Consider the following 19,853-nt stretch of genomic DNA (forward strand, 5'->3'; position numbering starts at 1 on the left):
ATGACTGGTTGGTAGAAAGAGGGAATCTCCGAGATGCCGCCGCAGGCTGTAACCCTTGAACCCTTGGTTCAAGGTGAATGCAGCGTCAGAATCATCAGGCTTCTCGGACGGACCGAGCATGCTCACAGAATCTGGAGCACCACATTCTTGTGGTATGAAATATCGGCTCAGGGGACTGGCCCGCATGCAAACATCTCAGAGAAATTTGGTCTTCAAAGTTACTCTACCATAGGTAACCGTGAAGTGTTATTCAAAATTTGGACCCTGTCTTTCAGTTATGCGACCTTGCTCAAGCAACGCTTGTTCGATGGTCTGCTGTAACATCCGAATACGTTCTTCCATGTTAGAAGCGTAGTCGCGGGTTTTCGATTTTTCCTGAGCCAATTCGTAGCAAATGTTCAATGCTGCGATGAAAACTAACTGCTCAGTATTTGTGACTCTAGTGCGAACTTTTAAATCTTGCAACCGCTGATCAAGCTCTTGAGCCGCAAGATTCAGTGCATCCTGTTGTTCAGGCGGACAATTCACGCGCAATGAACGACCGAAAATTTGGATATCGACTGGTTGTGCAGACATGCCACCTTCCTGCTGTTAACTCGCCTGCCTCTCGCTAACCTGTGCCAGGCTACGAAAGGGGCGTCACTATAGCTATCCCGAAATGAAGATACAAGCCCTTTTCTGGTGCCTTGGGGTCCCTGGTGGTAGCATAACATGAACTCTCACAGCCAACGATGGCGAATGCGCATGTCTATACAGAACACTATGCCTGACTACGACTTAGTCGGCCAACTATTGAACCAACAAGGTGTCGGTATGACGCCTTCAGAAATGCACGGCTTAATCAGCGGTATGCTATGCGGTGGTAATCAAGACACCAGCTGGCAACCGCTGCTTCATGACCTGACAAACGAAGGCCTGGCCTTCAGCCAAAACCTTGCGGATACTCTGCGCCAGATGCATGGTGCAACCGGTGATTCGCTTGAAGATGACGGTTTTCTGTTCCAGCTTTACCTGCCAGATGGCGACGACGTAACGGTATTCCAGCGAGCTGATGCGCTGGCGGGGTGGGTAAACCATTTCTTACTTGGCCTGGGTGTCACGCAACCTAAGCTCGATAAAGTGACCGGTGAAACCGGTGAAGCTATCGACGATTTGCGTAACATCGCGCAATTGGGTTACGACGAAGACGAAGATCAAGAAGAGCTGGAAATGTCGCTCGAAGAGATCGTCGAGTACGTGCGCGTGGCGGCATTGCTGTGTCACGACACCTTTACCCGCCCGGTTCCGACCGCGCCAGAAGTGCAAAAACCAACGCTACACTAAAAATAATAAGCTTCAGGAGGTGTGATGAATCAGCACGAATTTCTCCGGCGCCGCCAGGCGTTGTTGGCCAAAATGGCTCCGGCAAGCGCCGCGCTCATCTTTGCCGCTCCCGAGGTAACACGCAGTGCCGACAGCGAATACCCGTATCGCCAGAATAGCGATTTCTGGTACTTCACCGGTTTTAACGAACCTGAAGCGGTATTGGTGTTGATTAAAAGCGACGAAACCCACAACCACAGCGTTCTGTTTAACCGCCTGCGCGATAAAACCGCTGAAATATGGTTTGGTCGCCGTCTGGGCCAGGAAGCCGCACCAGAAAAACTGGGCGTTGACCGTGCGCTGGCGTTCTCCGAAATCGGCGAACAGTTGCACCAACTGCTTAATGGCCTCGATGTGGTTTACCACGCGCAGGGCGAATATGCCTGGGCTGACACCATCGTTTTTGCTGCACTCGATAAACTACGCCGCGGCTCTCGCCAGAATCTCACCGCTCCGGCTACCTTAACTGACTGGCGTCCGTGGGTTCACGAACAGCGTCTGTTTAAGTCGGAAGAAGAAATTGCGCTGATGCGTCGTGCCGGTGAAATCACCGCACTTGGGCATACCCGAGCGATGGAAAAATGCCGTCCAGGGATGTTTGAATATCAGCTCGAAGGTGAAATCCTTCACGAATTTAACCGCCACGGTGCGCGCTTCCCGTCTTACAACACCATTGTTGGCAGCGGTGAAAATGCCTGCATTCTGCATTACACCGAAAACGAGAGCCAAATGCGCGATGGTGATTTGGTGTTGATCGATGCCGGTTGCGAATACCACGGCTATGCGGGCGATATCACGCGTACCTTCCCGGTGAACGGTAAATTTAGCGCACCGCAGCGGGCGATTTACGACATCGTGCTCGAATCCCTCGAAACCTCTCTGCAACTCTACCGTCCAGGCACCTCAATGCAGGAAGTCACCGCGCAAGTGATTCGCATTATGGTGACGGGCCTGGTCAAGCTCGGCATTCTCCACGGCGACGTAGATAAGTTGATCGCCGAAAACGCGCACCGTCCGTTCTTTATGCATGGTCTGAGCCATTGGTTAGGGCTGGATGTTCACGACGTCGGCGTTTATGGCGCGGATCGTTCACGCAAGCTTGAGCCTGGAATGGTGATTACCGTGGAGCCTGGTTTGTATATCGCGCCTGATGCAGATGTTCCCGCCGAGTACCGCGGTATTGGGATTCGTATTGAAGACGATATCCTCATCACCGCCACCGGCAATGAAAACCTGACAGCCAGCGTAGTGAAGTCGGCAGACGACATCGAAGCGTTAATGGCGGCGGCGCGTCACTCATGAGCGTGATTATTGTCGGCGGAGGCATGGCTGGGGCGACGCTGGCGCTGGCTATTTCCCGTTTAACTCACGGTAAGTTGCCGGTTCATTTAATTGAAGCGGTGGCCCCGGAATCTGCGGCACATCCTGGTTTTGATGCGCGAGCTATCGCGATTGCGCAGGGGACTTGCCAGCAATTGACGCGTATCGGCGTGTGGCCTGCCATCAAAGACTGTGCAACCCCGATTACCACGGTTCATGTCAGCGATCGCGGCCATGCCGGTTTCGTCACGCTGGATGCGCAGGATTATCAGATTCCGGCACTAGGGCAAGTCGTGGAACTGCATGATGTCGGGCTGCGTTTGTTCGCTTTACTGCGCAAAGCACCGGGTGTGACATTACATTGCCCGCAGCGCGTTGCCTCGTTCACCCGTGAAACCGATAAAGTCAGCGTCCAGTTGGATAACGGTGAGCGTATTGAAGGTAAATTGCTGGTGGCGGCGGATGGCTCTCGCTCGCCGCTCGCCGCGCAATCTGGCATTACCTGGCAGCAACAGGATTACCATCAGGTTGCGGTGATTGCCAACATCACCACTTCACAACCGCACAACGGGCGCGCGTTTGAGCGTTTTACCGAGCACGGCCCGCTGGCGATGTTACCGATGTCCGACGGACGTTGTTCTCTGGTGTGGTGTCATCCATTATCCGCACAGTCTGAAATTGCCCGCTGGGATGACGAGCAATTTTGTAATGAACTGCAACGCGCATTTGGCTGGCGGCTTGGGCGAATCACACATGCAGGCGTACGGGCGCAATATCCACTGGCACTGACCACGGCGACGCAGTCGGTTTCTCACCGCGTTGCGCTAGTGGGCAATGCTGCGCAAACGCTACATCCGATTGCCGGGCAAGGCTTTAACCTCGGCCTGCGCGATGTGATGTCTCTGGCTGAAAACCTCGCCGCTGCACATGAAGCTGCCCAGGATATTGGCAGTTATGCAGTTCTGGCTGAATATCAGCAACGTCGTAGCGAAGATAAAATTGCCACCATTGGCGTGACCGATGGCTTAGTCCAGGTATTCGCTAACCATTGGGCTCCACTGGTGGTGGGGCGCAATCTTGGGCTGATGGCGATAGAACATTTTACCCCAGCGCGAGACGCGCTGGCTGAGCGTACTCTCGGCTGGGTTGCGCGTTAAAACAGGTTTGTTAAAGGAGAGTAATTTGCAAAGCGTTGATGTGGCGATTGTTGGTGGTGGCATGGTGGGTCTGGCGGTTGCCTGCGGCCTGCAAGGCAGCGGTTTACGTGTTGCGGTGCTGGAGAACCATCTTCCACAGCCGCAAGCACCTGAATCTGCCCCGGCTTTACGTGTCTCGGCCATCAATGCCGCCAGCGAAAAGTTGCTGACTCACCTTGGCGCGTGGCCGAAAATTATCGCCCAGCGTGCCAGTTGTTATCACGGCATGGAAGTGTGGGATCAAGACAGCTTTGGGCATATCGCTTTTGACGATAAAACCTTTGGCTTCAGTCACCTTGGTCACATCGTCGAAAACGCCGTTATCCATCATGCTTTATGGCAGCGCGCGGAACAATGCAGCGATGTCACCCTGATGGCGCCTGCCGAATTGCAGCAAGTCGCATGGGGTGAAAACGAAGCGTTTATTACCCTTAAAGACGGTGCGATGCTGACTGCACGCTTAGTGGTTGGTGCTGATGGCGCAAACTCCTGGCTGCGTAACCAGGCGGATATTCCACTGACGTTTTGGGATTATCGCCATCATGCACTGGTGGCGACCATTCGCACTACTGAACCCCATCAAGCGGTGGCTCGCCAGATATTTCACGGCGAGGGCATTCTGGCTTTCCTGCCGTTAAGCGACCCACATTTATGTTCGATTGTCTGGTCGTTGTCACCGCTGGAAGCGGAACGTCTGCAACAGGCGAGTGCTGAAGAATTTAACCAGGCGCTGTCGGTGGCATTCGATATGCGCCTTGGATTGTGTCACGTTGAAAGTGAACGCCAGGTGTTCCCGTTGACTGGCCGCTACGCGCGTAATTTTGCCGCGCACCGTCTGGCGCTGGTGGGCGACGCCGCACACACCATCCATCCGTTAGCCGGACAGGGTGTGAACCTTGGGTTTATGGATGCCGCTGAACTGATTGATGAAGTGCGTCGTTTGCACCGCCAGGGTAAAGACATCGGCCAGTATTTATATCTACGGCGTTACGAGCGCAGCCGCAAGCACAGTGCGGCGATGATGCTTGCCAGCATGCAGGGTTTCCGTGACCTATTTGCCGGTCAAAATCCGGCGAAGAAACTGCTGCGTGATATTGGCCTGAAACTGGCTGATACCCTTCCTGGTGTGAAATCAAAGCTTGTCCGTCAGGCGATGGGGCTACACGATTTACCGAGCTGGCTTCGTTAAACACTCCTCATACTTGCGAGTTGCAGCCGCAGCGCTGTAACTCGCATGACTTAGCGCATCCAGTGTGACTGAGATCACCTTCCCTCATTTGAAAAATTCTAATCTCACCCCTTATCTCGGATTACTTTTTCTCATCCCACGTTTTTAGCGTTGTAGTGAAATTGTTTCTGAAATGGTCGTAAATGTTAGCTAACACTAAATTTTGACTTAAACACTTCTTAATTATGCGCAGCGTCTCGCATTTTTGCAGTCGAATACTCTGCATCATGCCTCCCTGGTTTTGGTCATAAGCTAATGCAATGACGGTTTGTGCCTTATGGTTTACTCCCCCATTCAGTGGTAAGTTCAGACAAAAGGTAACGTTTGCGTCGCCCTCGGGATCGATGGTGATGCTGGGTTTCGTCTGACGAAAAGAAAAGCGAACAGCGCTTTTCAACCAGATGGTTAAAGAGGAAAAAATGACTCAAAAGACCCCTTTGTTTGAACAGCACAATCTCTGCGGTGCACGTATGGTGGATTTCCATGGCTGGATGATGCCATTGCACTATGGGTCGCAGATTGATGAGCACCACGCAGTGCGCAACGATGCCGGTATGTTTGATGTTTCACACATGACCATTGTTGATCTTAAAGGCAGCCGTACCCGCGAATTCCTCCGTTACTTAGTGGCAAACGACGTTGCCAAACTGACCCAGCCGGGTAAAGCCCTCTACACCGCCATGCTCAACGCCTCCGGCGGTGTCATCGATGACCTGATTATCTATTTCCAGAGCGAAGATTATTTCCGCCTGGTGGTGAATTCCGCCACGCGTGAAAAAGACCTGGCCTGGATTAATCAACACGCCGAACCGTTCAGCGTTTCTGTCACCGTGCGTGATGACCTGGCGCTGATTGCCGTTCAGGGGCCAAACGCTCAGGCCAAAGCTGCGCAGCTGTTTACCGAAGAACAGCGTAAAGCAGTGGCAGGCATGAAACCCTTCTTCGGTGTTCAGGCGGGTGACCTGTTTGTTGCGACCACCGGTTATACCGGCGAAGCGGGTTACGAAATTGCTATGCCAAATGAGAAAGCGGCCGAATTTTGGGCGCAACTCGTTGAGGTTGGCGTGAAGCCTTGCGGACTGGGCGCGCGTGACACACTACGTCTGGAATCCGGCATGAACCTCTACAGCCAGGAAATGGATGAAAGCGTTTCTCCGCTGGCCGCCAATATGGGCTGGACCATCGCCTGGCAGCCAGAAGACCGCGATTTCATTGGCCGTGAAGCACTGGAACTCCAGCGCGAGAAAGGCACCGACCAGCTCGTTGGCTTGATCATGACCGAAAAAGGCGTATTACGTAATGAGCTGCCTGTTCGCTTTACGGATGAATCAGGCAACATTCATGAAGGCGTAATCACCAGCGGGACATTCTCACCAACGTTGGGCTACAGCATTGCTCTGGCACGCGTTCCTGCGGGCATTGGCGAAACAGCCATTGTGCAAATCCGTAACCGAGAAATGCCGGTGAAAGTGACTAAACCTATTTTTGTTCGCGGCGGTAAAGCTGTCGCGCAGTGAATTTCGAAATCAGGAGAAAAACAATGAGCAATGTGCCGAACGAATTGAAATACAGCAAAGAACACGAATGGCTGCGTAAAGAAGCTGATGGGTCTTACACCGTAGGTATCACCGAACACGCGCAAGAGCTGCTGGGCGATATGGTGTTTGTCGACCTGCCAGACGTTGGCTCCACGGTCAGCACTGGCGATGATTGCGCCGTGGCTGAATCTGTAAAAGCGGCCTCTGACATTTACGCACCTATCAGCGGTGAAATCATCGCTGTGAACAACGAGCTGAGCGATACGCCAGAGCTTATCAACAGCGAGCCATACACTGGCGGTTGGATCTTCAAAATCAAAGCTAGCGACGAATCCGAACTGGACGAATTGCTGGATGCAACGGCGTACGAAGCGCTGTTAGAAGACGAGTAATCGACACCGACTCATCCCCTCGCCCCTTTGGGGAGAGGGTTAGGGTGAGGGGAATATCAGCACATCAACCCTCACCCCGGCCCTCTCCCTGAGGGAGAAGGGGGAAACACACATCAGGAATCACCGCTCATGACCCAGTCTTTACGTCAGCTTGAAAATCACGAAGCGTTTATCGACCGTCACATTGGACCGAACGCACAACAGCAACATGAAATGCTGGAAACAGTAGGTGCTCGTTCGCTTAACGAGCTGATTGCTTCAATCGTTCCTGCTGATATCCAGCTTGCTGAGCCACCGCAGGTGGGTGAGGCTGCTACGGAATTCGCGGCCCTGGCTGAATTAAAGACCATTGCCGGACGTAACAAGTGTTTTAAAACCTATATCGGCATGGGTTACACAGCGGTGCAAACGCCACCTGTCATCTTGCGTAACATGCTCGAAAACCCAGGCTGGTATACCGCGTACACCCCGTACCAGCCTGAAGTTTCACAAGGCCGTCTTGAAGCTCTGCTTAACTTCCAGCAAGTGACTCTGGATTTAACCGGTCTTGATATCGCCTCGGCTTCTTTGCTGGACGAAGCAACCGCTGCCGCAGAAGCGATGGCGATGGCTAAACGCGTCAGCAAACTGAAGAACGCCAACCGCTTCTTTGTTGCCGCCGACGTACATCCACAGACGCTGGACGTAGTACGCACCCGTGCTGAAACCTTCGGCTTCGACGTCATCGTTGATGACGCGGCGAAAGTGCTCGATCATCAGGACGTGTTTGGCGTGCTGCTGCAACAAGTGGGTACCACCGGTGAAGTCCATGACTACCGCGCTCTGATTGTTGAGCTGAAACAGCGTAAAGTCATCGTGAGTGTTGCCGCTGACTTTATGACACTGGTTCTGCTGACTGCACCTGGTAAACAAGGTGCTGACATCGTATTTGGTTCCGCACAGCGTTTTGGCGTGCCAATGGGTTACGGTGGCCCGCATGCTGCATTCTTCGCAGCCCGTGATGAATTCAAACGTTCTATGCCAGGCCGTATTATCGGTGTTTCCCGCGATGCTGCGGGCCGGACTGCGCTGCGCATGGCGATGCAAACTCGCGAGCAACATATCCGCCGCGAAAAAGCCAACTCCAATATTTGTACTTCCCAGGTTCTGCTGGCAAACATCGCCAGTCTGTATGCGGTGTTCCATGGCCCGGCTGGCCTGAAACGTATTGCCGGGCGTATCCACCGTCTGACCGATATTCTGGCGGCTGGCCTGCAACAAAAAGGTCTGGTGCTGCGTCACAAACATTGGTTCGACACTCTGTGTGTTGAAGTCAGCGATAAAGCCGCTGTGTTGGCACGCGCCGAAGCCAATGAAATCAACCTGCGTAGCGATATTCTGAACGCGGTTGGCATCACGCTGGATGAAGCGACTACCCGCGAAGATGTGCAGGCGCTGTTCACGGTGTTGCTGGGCGATAACCACGGTCTGGACATCGACAAATTAGATCAAAACGTTGCGGGTGACAGCCTGTCTATACCGGCAGCTATGGTGCGTAATGACGAATTCCTGACGCATCCGGTGTTCAATCGCTACCACAGCGAAACCGAAATGATGCGTTATATGCACTCGCTTGAGCGCAAAGATCTGGCGCTCAACCAGGCGATGATCCCACTCGGCTCTTGCACCATGAAGCTGAACGCGGCCGCTGAAATGATCCCAATCACCTGGCCGGAATTTGCCGAACTGCACCCGTTCTGCCCGGCAAACCAGGCGGAAGGTTACCATCAGATGATTTCCCAGCTGTCTGACTGGCTGGTGAAACTCACCGGTTACGATGCGCTGTGTATGCAGCCAAACTCCGGTGCTCAGGGCGAATATGCGGGCCTGCTGGCGATTCGTCGTTATCACGAAAGCCGTAACGAAGGCAGCCGTAATCTGTGCTTGATCCCAAGTTCTGCTCACGGCACCAACCCGGCGTCAGCGCAAATGGCTGGCATGGAAGTGGTCGTGGTGGCGTGTGATAAACAAGGCAATATCGATCTTCACGATCTGCGTCTGAAAGCCGAACAGGCTGGCGATGCGCTGTCTTGTATCATGGTGACTTACCCGTCAACCCACGGCGTGTACGAAGAAACGATCCGTGAAGTGTGTCAGATCGTGCATCAGTTCGGCGGCCAGGTTTATCTGGATGGCGCGAACATGAACGCACAGGTGGGGATCACTTCTCCGGGTTACATCGGCGCTGATGTTTCGCACCTTAACCTGCACAAAACCTTCTGCATTCCACACGGCGGTGGCGGCCCAGGTATGGGGCCAATCGGCGTGAAAGCGCACCTGGCACCGTTTGTACCAGGCCATAGCGTGGTGCAGATTGAAGAGATGCTGACTCAGCAGGGCGCGGTTTCCGCAGCACCATTTGGTAGCGCATCCATTCTGCCAATCAGCTGGATGTACATCCGCATGATGGGCGCGCAGGGTCTGAAGAAGGCAAGCCAGGTGGCAATCCTGAATGCCAACTATATTGCGACTCGCCTGAAATCTGCTTTCCCGATTCTCTATACCGGGCGCAGTGGGCATGTGGCGCATGAATGTATTCTCGACATTCGTCCATTGAAAGAAGAAACCGGCATCAGCGAGCTGGATATTGCTAAGCGCCTGATTGACTTCGGTTTCCACGCGCCAACGATGTCGTTCCCGGTAGCGGGTACGCTGATGGTTGAGCCAACGGAATCTGAAAGCAAACTGGAGCTGGATCGCTTTATCGACGCGATGCTGACTATTCGCACCGAAATCGACCGCGTTGCGCGTGGTGAATGGCCGCTGGAAGATAACCCACTGGTTAACGCACCGCACACTCAGGACGAAATCGTTGCTGACTGGACGCACCCGTACACCCGCGAACTGGCAGTGTTCCCGACAGGCCATGGCAACAAATACTGGCCGACCGTGAAACGCCTGGACGATGTGTTCGGTGACCGCAATCTGTTCTGCTCTTGCGTGCCGATGAGCGAATATCAGTAAGTTTTAACACCACCCTCACCCTAACCCTCTCCCTGATGGAGAGGGGACCCGTTCGGTTTTCTCCCTCTCCCTGATGGAGAGGGGACCCGTTCGGTTTTCTCCCTCTCCTTGATGGAGAGGGGATCTGTTCGGTTTTCTCCCTCTCCTGGGGGAGAGGGGCGGGGTGAGGGCGCTACAACGTTGGAGGTAAAATGGCCGTCGCATTAGTCACCGGCGCAAGCCGTGGTATCGGTAAAGCCACCGCCATCCTGCTGGCGCAATCTGGCTACAAAGTCGTCGTAAACTACCAGCGTAATAAACAAGCAGCCGATGAAGTGATTTCAACTATTCACGCGGCGGGCGGCGAAGCGATTGCTATCAAAGCGGATATCTCCGATGAACTGCAAGTCATGGCAATGTTTGTGGAAATCGACAACGCCTTCGGCCCCGTGACCGCGCTGGTCAACAACGCGGGCATTCTGTTCCAACAATCCACCATCGAAGAACTCACTGCTGAACGCATTAACTGCGTGTTAGCGACTAACGTCACTGGTTATTTTCTTTGTTGCCGCGAAGCCGTCAAACGCATGGCAATTCGCCATGGTGGAAATGGCGGGGCGATAGTTAATGTCTCGTCGGCAGCATCACGTCTGGGCGCACCTGGTGAATATGTTGATTATGCGGCGTCAAAAGGCGCGGTAGACACCTTAACCACTGGGCTTTCTGTGGAAGTTGCGGCGCAGGGGATTCGTGTCAATTGCGTGCGTCCTGGTTTTATTTATACCGAAATGCATGCTTCGGGTGGCGAAGCCGGGCGAGTTGATCGGGTAAAAGATCTCTTACCGATGAAACGTGGCGGCCAGCCAGAAGAAGTCGCTCAGGCCATCGTCTGGCTGCTTAGTGATAAAGCCTCCTATGTGACAGGCAGTTTCCTCGATTTAGCCGGCGGTAAATAAAAAAGGCAGTTGCCTGAAACTTCAGGTGAACTGCCTTTTCCTGCAAACGGTTTTAGTTAACCGGATAAGGCGTGTAGACACCGTTTAGCGTATTCAGAAAAGCCACAATGTCGTCGACATCGCTTTGCGGTAAGCTAGTTCCTACCTGATATTTCAGCATCAGCTTCACTGCTTCATCCATCGTTTCGACATCTCCGCGGTGGAAGTAAGGCGCAGTCAGGGCGACGTTACGTAACGTCGGGACTTTTTGGCGCAGACGGTCGCGCACATCGTTAGTGACATTCATGCGCCCGATATCTGCGGCAGTGACCTCACCAAAACCAAAGTCTTTCTTCAGTCCAAGCGGCTCAAACGAACGCCCGCCAAGTATTTTCCCGCTATGGCAGGTGGCACATTTATTGTCTTTAAATAGCTGATAACCGCGTTTCTGTTGCGATGTGATTGCGTTGTCATCCCCGCGCAGATAATTATCAAATGGCGAGTCCGGCGTAATAAGGGTCTTCTCAAACTCGGCAATCGCATCCGTTATGGACGTTCCCGAGAACCCTTGTGGATACACGGCGGTGAAGTCGCGTGTCAGGATCGGGTCTTTATTTAGCTTGTCGGTAATTTCATCCCAGGATTTCGAAGCCATTTCGATAGGGTTAAGCGGAGGTCCACCCGCCTGAGCCTGAAGATCGGCGGCACGTCCATCCCAGAATTGTTCGATATTGAATATCGAGTTATAGACGGTAGGAGCATTAATCGGGCCAATTTCACCGCCAACACCTCTGGATGTTTTACGTCCGTCCACACCACCTGCACCAAGCTGATGACAATGTGCACAGGAGATGGAGTTGTCGCCAGAGAGTCGTGGGTCATGGTAAAGGCGCATTCCCAGTGCGACCTTTTGAGCATCGACTGGCAAAGATTTGGGGATAGGTTGCACCGGTTCATTACGGCGATTATCTGCCATATCCGACGTAGTGTAATAATTCAGCCGCTGCTGTTTCACCCAATCAAGTAAAACGTTACGTTCCTCTTGATTCATCACACCAGCCCAATGCAGAGCATTATAACGGGTCGGAGGCATGGTCTGATGTCCCATCACCCACTCAATTTTAGTGATATCACTTTGCGGCGCTGCTTTATTATCAAGCAGGCTTTCACGAACCTGGGTCAGATTAAACGATTTGTAACCGAGTTGAATATCGTACTCCATAAGCTGTTTTGCCACAGGGAATGAAGCATAAAAGGGCAATTTGGTCGAAGGCGTGTGGCAATAGTCACAACCTTTTTCCTGCAATATATTCAGGACTTTTACATTATGTGGTGAAGGATTGGTTTGCGGAGGGAATGCTGCAGTTCTTTGATTATCATGGTGATAAACATAAGCCACCAGGCTAAAATAGCCGACGACTACACCCGCAATGGCTATCCCGGATAGTGTTATTATTTTTTTCATCTGGTTGTCCTTTCCATAGGTTGTCATACGCTTTTTATGCGTTTCCCATCATGTGAAAGAAAAGGATCTGACTCCTTGAGGATTATCAATCTATATAATTGGCAAGAGCTATTGTTTAAATAGGATTCGCCGATGAGCGAAAATAAGCTGAGTGTTTTCCCCTAAGATTGATCAATTAGAAAGTCAAAATGGCAGTTGCCTGAAAATTCAGACAACTGCCATTATCCTGATGTTGGTGTGAGAATTACTTTTTACCCATCTCGTCTTTAGACATAGAGTCTTTAGACATATGATCCTTAGACATGGAATCTTTCTTCATACCATCTTTAGCCATGCAATCTTTCTTCATGCCATCTTTGCCGCAGTCGTGAGACATTGCCATATTATCTTTAGACATAGAATCTTTAGACATATTATCCGCAGCATTAGCGCCAGCTACGCCAAAGAATAATGCTGAGCACATCAGAGCAGTGTAGAGTTTTTTCATTTTGTCTTTCCTTTACGTTTCATTAACTACATTGATTAACTTCCGCCAAACCAGTTATAACCCTGGTCTTCCCAATAACCACCGGGATAGCGGTTGGTGACTTCTATAACTTGAATATGTTTGGGGTTTTTGTAACCCAACTTGGTGGGCATTCTTAATTTCATCGGGAAACCATACTTACGCGGCAATATTTCACCATCGTAAGTCAGAGCAATAATGGTTTGTGGATGTAATGCGGTTGCCATATCAATGCTGGTGTAATAATCATCAGCACATTTAAAACTGACATAACGGGCATTTAAATCAGCGCCAATTCCTTTAAGGAATAAAGAAAACGGTACGCCGCCCCATTTACCAATCGCACTCCAGCCTTCAACACAGATATGGCGTGTGACCTGGCTAACCTGTGCCATCTGGTGCAGCTGTGCCAGCGTCCACGGGCGCTTATCTGCCACTAGTCCCGCAACCTCCAGGCGATAATCGTCGCCGTTAATGTTCGGCGCTTCGTCTTCGCTGTAAAAAGCATTAAAAGGGAATGGACGCGTCATCATGCTTTCGGGATAAACCGGTGCCAAATCATTGGCGTTAAATAACCAGCCTTGTACGCGGTCATTGAATCGTGAAATACGGCTTAAGCTATTTTCGACTGATTCATTACTGCTAATATCGCAGCCGGTCAGCATCATTAAACCACCGAGGGTTAAACCTTGCTTCAAAAAACGACGACGGCCTTCAGACGATAACTGTTTATTAATTTGCTGTGTCGCATCCTGAATAATTGCGGCCTTGTCAGAATCAGAAAAAATCTTATTATTTTTGCTCATTATTTTTCCCTATCGGCCACGCAACATCGCGAGTAAAGTTCGTGGAACCAGCGCCACCATAATCAGATGGATGACGACAAACCCCACCATTGCGGACATGGCATAAAAATGAATAAAACGTGCATTGTCATAACCGCCGAGTAATTCCCGCAATAACGGAAACTGTACTGATTTCCACACCACCAGACCTGAACTCACCAGAATGATCCCGTCGATCATCACAAACAGATACGCCAGTTTCTGCACAGTGTTGTAGTGGCTGAGATCCTCATGAGCCAGTTTTCCCCGTAGTGCGGCAATAAAATCATTGGCTAATGCACGCGGCGACAGAGGCCAAAATTTGTGTTTCAGGCGGCCGCTGAAAATATTAATCAGCAGGTAAATCACGCCATTAATACCAAATAGCCACATGCCTGCGAAATGCCACTGCAAGGCACCGCCTAGCCAGCCACCGAGCGTTAATTCAGCTGGAAAGGTAAAATTAAACAACGGTGAAGCGTTATATATCCGCCATCCACTTGTCACCATAATCAGCATGGCAAGGGCATTCAACCAGTGGCAAATCCTCAGCCACAGCGGATGAACTAGGGCGGGTTTAACCTGAAATATTGGCCTTTCCATCGTGTAATTCCGGTTATTGCGTTGAAATGATTGTGGCTGAAATCTGTTCTCCAAAACCTCACGAAAAGTTAAATTAAATGTGATAACTCGATGGGTGAATGTTGTATAGACTTGCTATCAACAGCGGATATAAGGCAGAAGTGATGAAAACCAAAAAATTATTAATCGTTGAGGATGACGAAAATATTGCTGAACTTCTGCAACTGCACCTGCGGGAAGAAGGCTATGAAATTGTGCATGCAGCAGATGGCACCCTCGGGCTGGAATTGCTCAAACAGGGTGGTTGGGATGCGCTGATATTGGATCTTATGTTGCCGGGCGTTGATGGGCTGGAAATCTGCCGCCATGCGCGAACCATGACGCGTTACACGCCGATCGTCATGATCAGCGCTCGCTCAAGCGAAACGCATCGCGTATTGGGGCTGGAGCTTGGCGCGGATGACTATCTGGCAAAACCTTTTTCAATGCTGGAACTCGTGGCGCGAGTTAAAGCGCTGTTCCGCCGCCAGGAAGCGATGAGTCAGAACCTGATGCAGGATGCCGGAACGCTGACTTTCGATCGGCTAACTATTGATCCCCTGGCTCGCGATGTGCGCCTCAGACAACAACCTGTTGAGCTGACACCGCGTGAGTTCGATCTGCTGTGGTTTTTTGCCAAACATCCCGGCAAAGTTTTCTCACGGTTGAATCTGCTTAACCAGGTTTGGGGCTATCAACACGAAGGCTATGAACACACAGTTAACACCCATATCAACCGTTTACGTATCAAGATTGAAGATAACCCCGCAGAGCCTGAATTCATTCTTACGGTGTGGGGAAAAGGGTATAAATTCATCGCACTGCGCAACGAGTAAACCATGCGAAAACTCTCTCTTTCACAGCGCCTGACTCTGGTCTTTGCCCTGCTACTCATCACCTCTTGCTCTTTACTGGGGTGGCTGCAAATCCGCACCAGCACGCAGTACAGCCAGGCGGTGGTTCAGCAACTTTCTGGCTCGCTTGCCGAGCATATCAACCAGAGCTACCCGCTGCTTGGGGAAGACGGGCTGAATGATGATTCAGTGCGCCGCTTGTTTGATCATTTGATGACGGTAAACCCAAGCGTTGAAGTTTATCTGCTGGATGAGAAAGGCGATATTATCGGCGACGCTGCGCCACCAAATCACATCAAACGCCATCGTGTAGATCTGCAACCAATTTTGACGGCACTCAACGAGAAACAATATCCGATCTACGGCGACGATCCTCGTAGTGTTGATGGCAAAAAAGTGTTCAGCGTGGCACCGATGTACCAGAACGGGGTAGTGAAAGGCTATTTGTACATTATTTTGTTGGGCGAAAATTACAATGTGCTGGCTAGTGATGCGCAATTTAATACGTTATTAAAAGTGGTTTTGCTTTCGATAAGTCTGGTTGCCTTGCTGGGACTTATCGTTGGCTGGCTGGCATTTCGCTGGATTACTCATCCGTTACGTTCGCTTTCCTGCCAGGTAAATGCACTGGAAGCCGGCGGCATGACCGAGATGAAGGCGATGGCCGAGCTGCCGCTGGAAAAAGTTCCGGGCCATGACGAAATCAGCCTGTTGCGCCAGGGGGTGATTATGATGGCCCGACGTATTTCAGATCAGTGGCATCGTCTTTCACAACAAGACCAGCTGCGTCGTGAGTTTATTGCCAATATTTCCCATGATTTGCGCACACCATTAACCTCGATGCACGGTTATCTGGAAAGCTTATCGGTGATGTCATCGACGCTTTCTGAAGCGGAAAAGCAACGTTATCTGGAAACCGCGTTAGCACAGAGCCAGAAAGTCCGCATCCTCGCACAGTCACTGTTTGAATTAGCTCGTCTTGAGTATGGCGTGGTGAAGCCGCAAAAAGAGCACTTCTGCCTCAGTGAGTTATTGCAGGATGTCTTCCAGAAATTCGAGCTGATGACGCAAACACGGCAGTTAAAGTTAGTGGCTGATATCCAGCCAGAGCTGCCATTAATTGACGCGGATTTGGGGATGATTGAACGGGTGCTAACTAACCTGCTGGATAACGCAATTCGTCATACCCCAGAGCAAGGTACAGTTGCGGTGCGCCTGTGGAAAGAGGGGCAAAAAGTGATGGTACAAATCAGTGACAGTGGGCCGGGCATCCCGCATGAGCTGAAAGAAGGATTGTTTGTGCGGCCTTCGATTATGAACCAGTCGCAGGTGAGAGTCGGCGGTTTAGGGTTGATGATTGTACGCCAGATGTTGCAGCTTCATGGCAGCGATATTGCGCTGGTAGAAAGGCCGGAAACCGGAGCGTGCTTCCGCTTTGCTTTGCCGACCTGAATAAAAACGCCCCGTAAACGGGGCGTTCAGGCGAGCAAATCAATCAGAGTTTTTCACCGTTACTGGCAATCACTTCTTTGTACCAGTTAAAGCTCTTCTTGCGCGAACGAGACATATCGCCGGTGCCATCGTCGTGTTTGTTCACATAGATAAAGCCGTAGCGTTTGTTGTATTGACCGGTGGTGAAGGAAACGCAATCGATGCAGCCCCACGGGGTGTAACCCATCAGATCCACACCATCGTAAGTGACCGCTTTCATCATCTCGGCAACGTGTGCTTTTAGGTAATCAATGCGGTAGTCATCATTGATTGAGCCATCTTCTTCCACTTTGTCGTAAGCACCGAAGCCGTTTTCAACGATAAACAGCGGTTTCTGATAGCGCTCATACAATTCGCAAAGTGCGTAGCGCAGGCCAACAGGGTCAATCTGCCAGCCCCAATCGGACGCTTTCACGAACGGATTCGGCACGCTGCCCTGGAAGCCAGATAATGCATCACCGGTGCCGCCGTCAGCTTTCACCGCGTTGGTCATGTAATAGCTGAAACCGAGGTAATCACACACGCCTTCACGCAGGATTTGCTCGTCGCCCGCTTCCATTTTGATGTTGAACTCGCGGCGTTCCCACTCGTTCAACACATAAGATGGGTAGTAGCCACGCAATTGCACGTCTGTAAAGACATAACGCTCACGCATGGATTCTTGCGCGTACATCTGATCTTCTGGTTTGCAGGAGAACGGATACAGCGGCACCATCGCCAGCATGCAGCCAATCTGCATTTCAGGATTAATGCGATGGCCAATCTTCACCGCCAGAGCACTGGCAACAAACTGGTGGTGCAGAACCTGGTACATCACTTCTTCAGGGTTATCGTGCTCGGTGTAAACCACGCCAGAACAGCAGTAGCCGAATAACGGTGCGCGCCAGTTACGCTGGTTGTTGATCTCGTTAAAGGTCATCCAGTATTTCACTTTGCTCTTGTAGCGTTCAAACACCACTTCGGCAAAACGAACAAAGAAATCAACGACTTTACGGTTAGTCCAGCCACCGTATTCGGTGACCAGATAATGTGGCATTTCAAAGTGGGAGAGGGTGATGACCGGCTCAATGTTGTACTTCAGCAGCTCATCGAACATGTCGTCGTAGAACTTCAGCCCTTCTTCATTGGGTTGCAGTTCATCGCCTTTCGGGAAAATGCGCGTCCAGGCGATTGAGGTGCGGAAACATTTGAAGCCCATTTCAGCAAACAGTGCGATGTCTTCTTTGTAATGACCGTGGAAATCGATGGCTTCATGGTTGGGATAATATTTGCCTGGCACCATTTCTTGAGTGATTTCACGCGGTACGCCGTGTGCGCCACCGGTCAGCACATCACAAATACTTGGGCCTTTACCTTCTTTGTTCCAGCCACCTTCTACCTGATGTGCAGCAACCGCACCGCCCCATAAAAAGTCTTTTGGTAAGGTCAATTTTTTCATATTTGTTAATCTCACTGTCAGTGCCAGAAATAATGTGGGATACATCACAAAATGGCAGTGTATTAATACGTTCTATTCTGGAGTCTAACAAATGAGAATTAATTGTCACGATATAACAAATCACGGTTAATGTGATTTGTTACATAGATAAAACAGGCTGTTATTTGTAGGGGCGTAAAAATAATGGGTTACGAATACTATCAATAACTTGAATACTTATTAAGGCTAATCAAAACCTATCAAAGCTTAGTGATTGGGTCAAAATGTGGATCTTCTGGATGTCCGTGTTTAATAAAACCATAACATTTTTGCTACTTGGCATGGGGGTGTTTTTTATTTAGTGGATTTAATAAAACAGCGTCATTTAAATAATCAGGCGCTAAATGAGAGTAAGCCATAGTTTGATTTATTGAAGCATGCCCGAGTATTTTTTGCAGGGTTAATATATTGCCGCCATTCATCATAAAGTGCGCTGCAAATGTGTGGCGTAAAACGTGGGTGGCCTGACCATCAGGTAAATCAAAAAGACGCTTAAGCAGGGCTCTGAACTGCCCGTAATGAGCGGCAGGGAACAGTAATTTTTTATCATTGTCGTCCGTTATCTCAACATACACATCTATCCCAATGGGCACCGTCCTGTTTAACCCATTTTTAGTTTGATTAAATGTGACTTTGTACCGTGTGACCGAACTGCGAGGAAGTGACGCAGCCTCCTCCCATCGGGCGCCAGTGGACAGGCAGAGCCGTGCAATTTTGAGGTTATCCCCGCTGAGCGAGCTGAGCAGCGTGTCGATTTCCTCATTTTCGAGGTAGTGCATTTCTTTTTGTGGATTTTTTACGCGCATAACCAGGGCAAGCGGGTGCTCTTTCGTGTAAATACCCAGCTTTATGAGAACGGTAAAAACGCCGCTCAATATCGCTTGTTCGCGGTTGATTGTTGCTGGGTTAATCCCCGCCTCAAGCCGTTTTTCCCGGTAATCCGAAAACTGTTTTTTGCCGAAATTCTCGGCGCGCGGATTCCGAATATCGTCACATATACGATTCAGCTCATTGTGTATTATCGAACCGGATGAGAGCCCCTGCCCGTGATGGGTCCACCATAAATTTATAAGTTCTTCCAGACTGTGGGGATCTGAACGTGAATTTGCCTGCCATTCTTTGTTGTTCTGGGTGGCTATCGTCCAACGCTCGAACTGCTGAGCCTCGCTTTTGGTTGGAAACTTACGGCGAACGCGCGGACCGCTTCGCCCCCGCGGCCTAATATCAACCAGCCAGCCGCCTTCAGTTACCTTAACACCCATGATCACCCTTATTTCATATTGACAAAGCAGAGAATAGTCACGGAATTAGATTATTTCCATAAACAAGAATAAATGTAAGAGACTAAATTTATTAGGATTTATGTATTAAAAAACTGATTTCCCATTGCGGACAGACCCATAACCCCACCTTGTGCAAATTTTGTAGATGGTTAACCTCATAGGCGCGCGATAGCGCCAGCAAGACACGCTGCCACCGTCACGCACTCAGTCAAACCCACTCGCCTCACCACACCCCGCACAGGCTGCACACGCCCCACGGTACGGAATGCCCACGCCACGGAAACGGCGCTACACCGCACCCGCCTGCACGGTTCGCGTATAAAAAATTTTTCAGTAAAAAGATCCCGAAAAGGATCACGCCAGCCCGCGCCGCCACTGGG

At 50.8% G+C, this 19,853-nt stretch carries 17 protein-coding genes and 1 other RNA gene; 10 read left to right on the forward strand and 8 right to left on the reverse strand.

Features of this window, described 5'->3' with window-relative positions:
• Window positions 1-21: 21 nt before the first annotated feature.
• Together ssrS and zapA are read right to left on the reverse strand one after the other, a co-directional pair.
• Window positions 22-205: non-coding RNA, 6S RNA (ssrS, locus tag D8682_RS19475), on the reverse strand.
• 41 nt (window positions 206-246) lie between these two features.
• Window positions 247-576: a cell division protein ZapA gene (zapA, locus tag D8682_RS19480; RefSeq protein WP_034498319.1), complete on the reverse strand. Its 330-nt coding sequence runs from the start codon at window positions 574-576 to the stop codon at window positions 247-249.
• A 168-nt stretch (window positions 577-744) separates the two neighbouring features.
• Between zapA and D8682_RS19485 the strand changes: the two genes are divergently transcribed.
• The 8 genes from D8682_RS19485 (at window position 745) to D8682_RS19525 (ending at window position 10,974) form a co-directional block, all read left to right on the forward strand.
• Entirely contained in the window at window positions 745-1,323 is a 579-nt protein-coding gene (locus D8682_RS19485) for a YecA family protein (RefSeq protein WP_064543623.1), read from the forward strand.
• A 24-nt stretch (window positions 1,324-1,347) separates the two neighbouring features.
• Window positions 1,348-2,664, forward strand: coding sequence for a Xaa-Pro aminopeptidase (pepP, locus tag D8682_RS19490; RefSeq protein WP_121814922.1), 1,317 nt, complete (start codon window positions 1,348-1,350; stop codon window positions 2,662-2,664).
• Window positions 2,661-3,839 carry a 2-octaprenyl-6-methoxyphenyl hydroxylase gene (ubiH, locus tag D8682_RS19495; protein WP_121814923.1) on the forward strand — a complete coding sequence of 393 codons (1,179 nt, stop codon included), beginning with the start codon at window positions 2,661-2,663 and terminating at the stop codon, window positions 3,837-3,839. Before pepP ends, ubiH begins: the two co-directional genes overlap by 4 nt.
• Before the next feature lie 25 nt (window positions 3,840-3,864).
• Window positions 3,865-5,067, forward strand: a complete 1,203-nt coding sequence (gene ubiI / locus D8682_RS19500; RefSeq protein ID WP_121814924.1) for an FAD-dependent 2-octaprenylphenol hydroxylase — start codon at window positions 3,865-3,867, stop codon at window positions 5,065-5,067.
• A 458-nt stretch (window positions 5,068-5,525) separates the two neighbouring features.
• Entirely contained in the window at window positions 5,526-6,623 is a 1,098-nt protein-coding gene (gene gcvT / locus D8682_RS19510) for a glycine cleavage system aminomethyltransferase GcvT (protein WP_064543775.1), read from the forward strand.
• Between the two features lie 23 nt (window positions 6,624-6,646).
• A complete protein-coding gene (gene gcvH, locus D8682_RS19515; protein ID WP_064543631.1) occupies window positions 6,647-7,036 on the forward strand; it encodes a glycine cleavage system protein GcvH in 390 nt (129 codons plus the stop codon).
• A 129-nt stretch (window positions 7,037-7,165) separates the two neighbouring features.
• Window positions 7,166-10,039: an aminomethyl-transferring glycine dehydrogenase gene (gcvP, locus tag D8682_RS19520; protein WP_121814926.1), complete on the forward strand. Its 2,874-nt coding sequence runs from the start codon at window positions 7,166-7,168 to the stop codon at window positions 10,037-10,039.
• A 191-nt stretch (window positions 10,040-10,230) separates the two neighbouring features.
• Window positions 10,231-10,974: an SDR family oxidoreductase gene (locus tag D8682_RS19525; RefSeq protein ID WP_121814927.1), complete on the forward strand. Its 744-nt coding sequence runs from the start codon at window positions 10,231-10,233 to the stop codon at window positions 10,972-10,974.
• Window positions 10,975-11,026: 52 nt separating this feature from the next.
• On the opposite strand, the gene D8682_RS19530 is transcribed toward D8682_RS19525, so the two are convergent.
• The 4 genes from D8682_RS19530 to D8682_RS19545 all read right to left on the reverse strand — a co-directional run bounded on the left by D8682_RS19530 (window position 11,027) and on the right by D8682_RS19545 (window position 14,350).
• The gene (locus tag D8682_RS19530; RefSeq protein ID WP_064543638.1) at window positions 11,027-12,418 is read right to left on the reverse strand and encodes a cytochrome-c peroxidase; all 1,392 of its coding nucleotides are present in this window, start codon (window positions 12,416-12,418) and stop codon (window positions 11,027-11,029) included.
• 244 nt (window positions 12,419-12,662) lie between these two features.
• Window positions 12,663-12,905, reverse strand: a complete 243-nt coding sequence (locus D8682_RS19535) for a pentapeptide MXKDX repeat protein (protein ID WP_121814928.1) — start codon at window positions 12,903-12,905, stop codon at window positions 12,663-12,665.
• 35 nt (window positions 12,906-12,940) lie between these two features.
• Entirely contained in the window at window positions 12,941-13,729 is a 789-nt protein-coding gene (locus tag D8682_RS19540) for a molybdopterin-dependent oxidoreductase (protein ID WP_064543642.1), read from the reverse strand.
• Between the two features lie 9 nt (window positions 13,730-13,738).
• Window positions 13,739-14,350, reverse strand: coding sequence for a cytochrome b/b6 domain-containing protein (locus D8682_RS19545; RefSeq protein WP_121814929.1), 612 nt, complete (start codon window positions 14,348-14,350; stop codon window positions 13,739-13,741).
• 143 nt (window positions 14,351-14,493) lie between these two features.
• Here D8682_RS19545 and D8682_RS19550 point away from each other — a divergent pair, with 143 nt between their 5' ends.
• Together D8682_RS19550 and D8682_RS19555 are read left to right on the forward strand one after the other, a co-directional pair.
• Window positions 14,494-15,204 (forward strand): response regulator transcription factor, encoded by a 711-nt coding sequence (locus D8682_RS19550; protein WP_074388527.1) that lies wholly within the window; start codon window positions 14,494-14,496, stop codon window positions 15,202-15,204.
• Window positions 15,205-15,207: 3 nt separating this feature from the next.
• Complete coding sequence (locus D8682_RS19555; protein ID WP_064543647.1) at window positions 15,208-16,674, forward strand: ATP-binding protein; 1,467 nt, start codon at window positions 15,208-15,210, stop codon at window positions 16,672-16,674.
• A gap of 43 nt (window positions 16,675-16,717) precedes the next feature.
• Here the strand turns inward: D8682_RS19555 and D8682_RS19560 are convergent, their stop codons facing one another.
• Together D8682_RS19560 and D8682_RS19565 are read right to left on the reverse strand one after the other, a co-directional pair.
• Window positions 16,718-18,151: a 6-phospho-beta-glucosidase gene (locus D8682_RS19560; protein ID WP_121814930.1), complete on the reverse strand. Its 1,434-nt coding sequence runs from the start codon at window positions 18,149-18,151 to the stop codon at window positions 16,718-16,720.
• 311 nt (window positions 18,152-18,462) lie between these two features.
• The gene (locus tag D8682_RS19565) at window positions 18,463-19,452 is read right to left on the reverse strand and encodes a tyrosine-type recombinase/integrase (RefSeq protein ID WP_121814931.1); all 990 of its coding nucleotides are present in this window, start codon (window positions 19,450-19,452) and stop codon (window positions 18,463-18,465) included.
• Window positions 19,453-19,853 lie beyond the last annotated feature (401 nt).

The sequence above is a fragment of the Buttiauxella sp. 3AFRM03 genome (genome assembly GCF_003675305.1).
Lineage (GTDB): Bacteria > Pseudomonadota > Gammaproteobacteria > Enterobacterales > Enterobacteriaceae > Buttiauxella > Buttiauxella ferragutiae.

Bases quoted from the DNA above. Each gene is read 5' to 3' on its own strand.
- D8682_RS19560 (WP_121814930.1), bottom strand. From the start codon at position 18,151: ATGAAAAAATTGACCTTACCAAAAGACTTTTTATGGGGCGGTGCGGTT.
- D8682_RS19565 (WP_121814931.1), bottom strand. From the start codon at position 19,452: ATGGGTGTTAAGGTAACTGAAGGCGGCTGGCTGGTTGATATTAGGCCG.
- D8682_RS19530 (WP_064543638.1), bottom strand. From the start codon at position 12,418: ATGAAAAAAATAATAACACTATCCGGGATAGCCATTGCGGGTGTAGTC.
- pepP (WP_121814922.1), top strand. From the start codon at position 1,348: ATGAATCAGCACGAATTTCTCCGGCGCCGCCAGGCGTTGTTGGCCAAA.
- gcvH (WP_064543631.1), top strand. From the start codon at position 6,647: ATGAGCAATGTGCCGAACGAATTGAAATACAGCAAAGAACACGAATGG.
- D8682_RS19485 (WP_064543623.1), top strand. From the start codon at position 745: ATGTCTATACAGAACACTATGCCTGACTACGACTTAGTCGGCCAACTA.
- D8682_RS19555 (WP_064543647.1), top strand. From the start codon at position 15,208: ATGCGAAAACTCTCTCTTTCACAGCGCCTGACTCTGGTCTTTGCCCTG.
- ubiH (WP_121814923.1), top strand. From the start codon at position 2,661: ATGAGCGTGATTATTGTCGGCGGAGGCATGGCTGGGGCGACGCTGGCG.
- gcvT (WP_064543775.1), top strand. From the start codon at position 5,526: ATGACTCAAAAGACCCCTTTGTTTGAACAGCACAATCTCTGCGGTGCA.
- D8682_RS19550 (WP_074388527.1), top strand. From the start codon at position 14,494: ATGAAAACCAAAAAATTATTAATCGTTGAGGATGACGAAAATATTGCT.
- D8682_RS19540 (WP_064543642.1), bottom strand. From the start codon at position 13,729: ATGAGCAAAAATAATAAGATTTTTTCTGATTCTGACAAGGCCGCAATT.
- D8682_RS19545 (WP_121814929.1), bottom strand. From the start codon at position 14,350: ATGGAAAGGCCAATATTTCAGGTTAAACCCGCCCTAGTTCATCCGCTG.
- D8682_RS19525 (WP_121814927.1), top strand. From the start codon at position 10,231: ATGGCCGTCGCATTAGTCACCGGCGCAAGCCGTGGTATCGGTAAAGCC.
- zapA (WP_034498319.1), bottom strand. From the start codon at position 576: ATGTCTGCACAACCAGTCGATATCCAAATTTTCGGTCGTTCATTGCGC.
- D8682_RS19535 (WP_121814928.1), bottom strand. From the start codon at position 12,905: ATGAAAAAACTCTACACTGCTCTGATGTGCTCAGCATTATTCTTTGGC.
- gcvP (WP_121814926.1), top strand. From the start codon at position 7,166: ATGACCCAGTCTTTACGTCAGCTTGAAAATCACGAAGCGTTTATCGAC.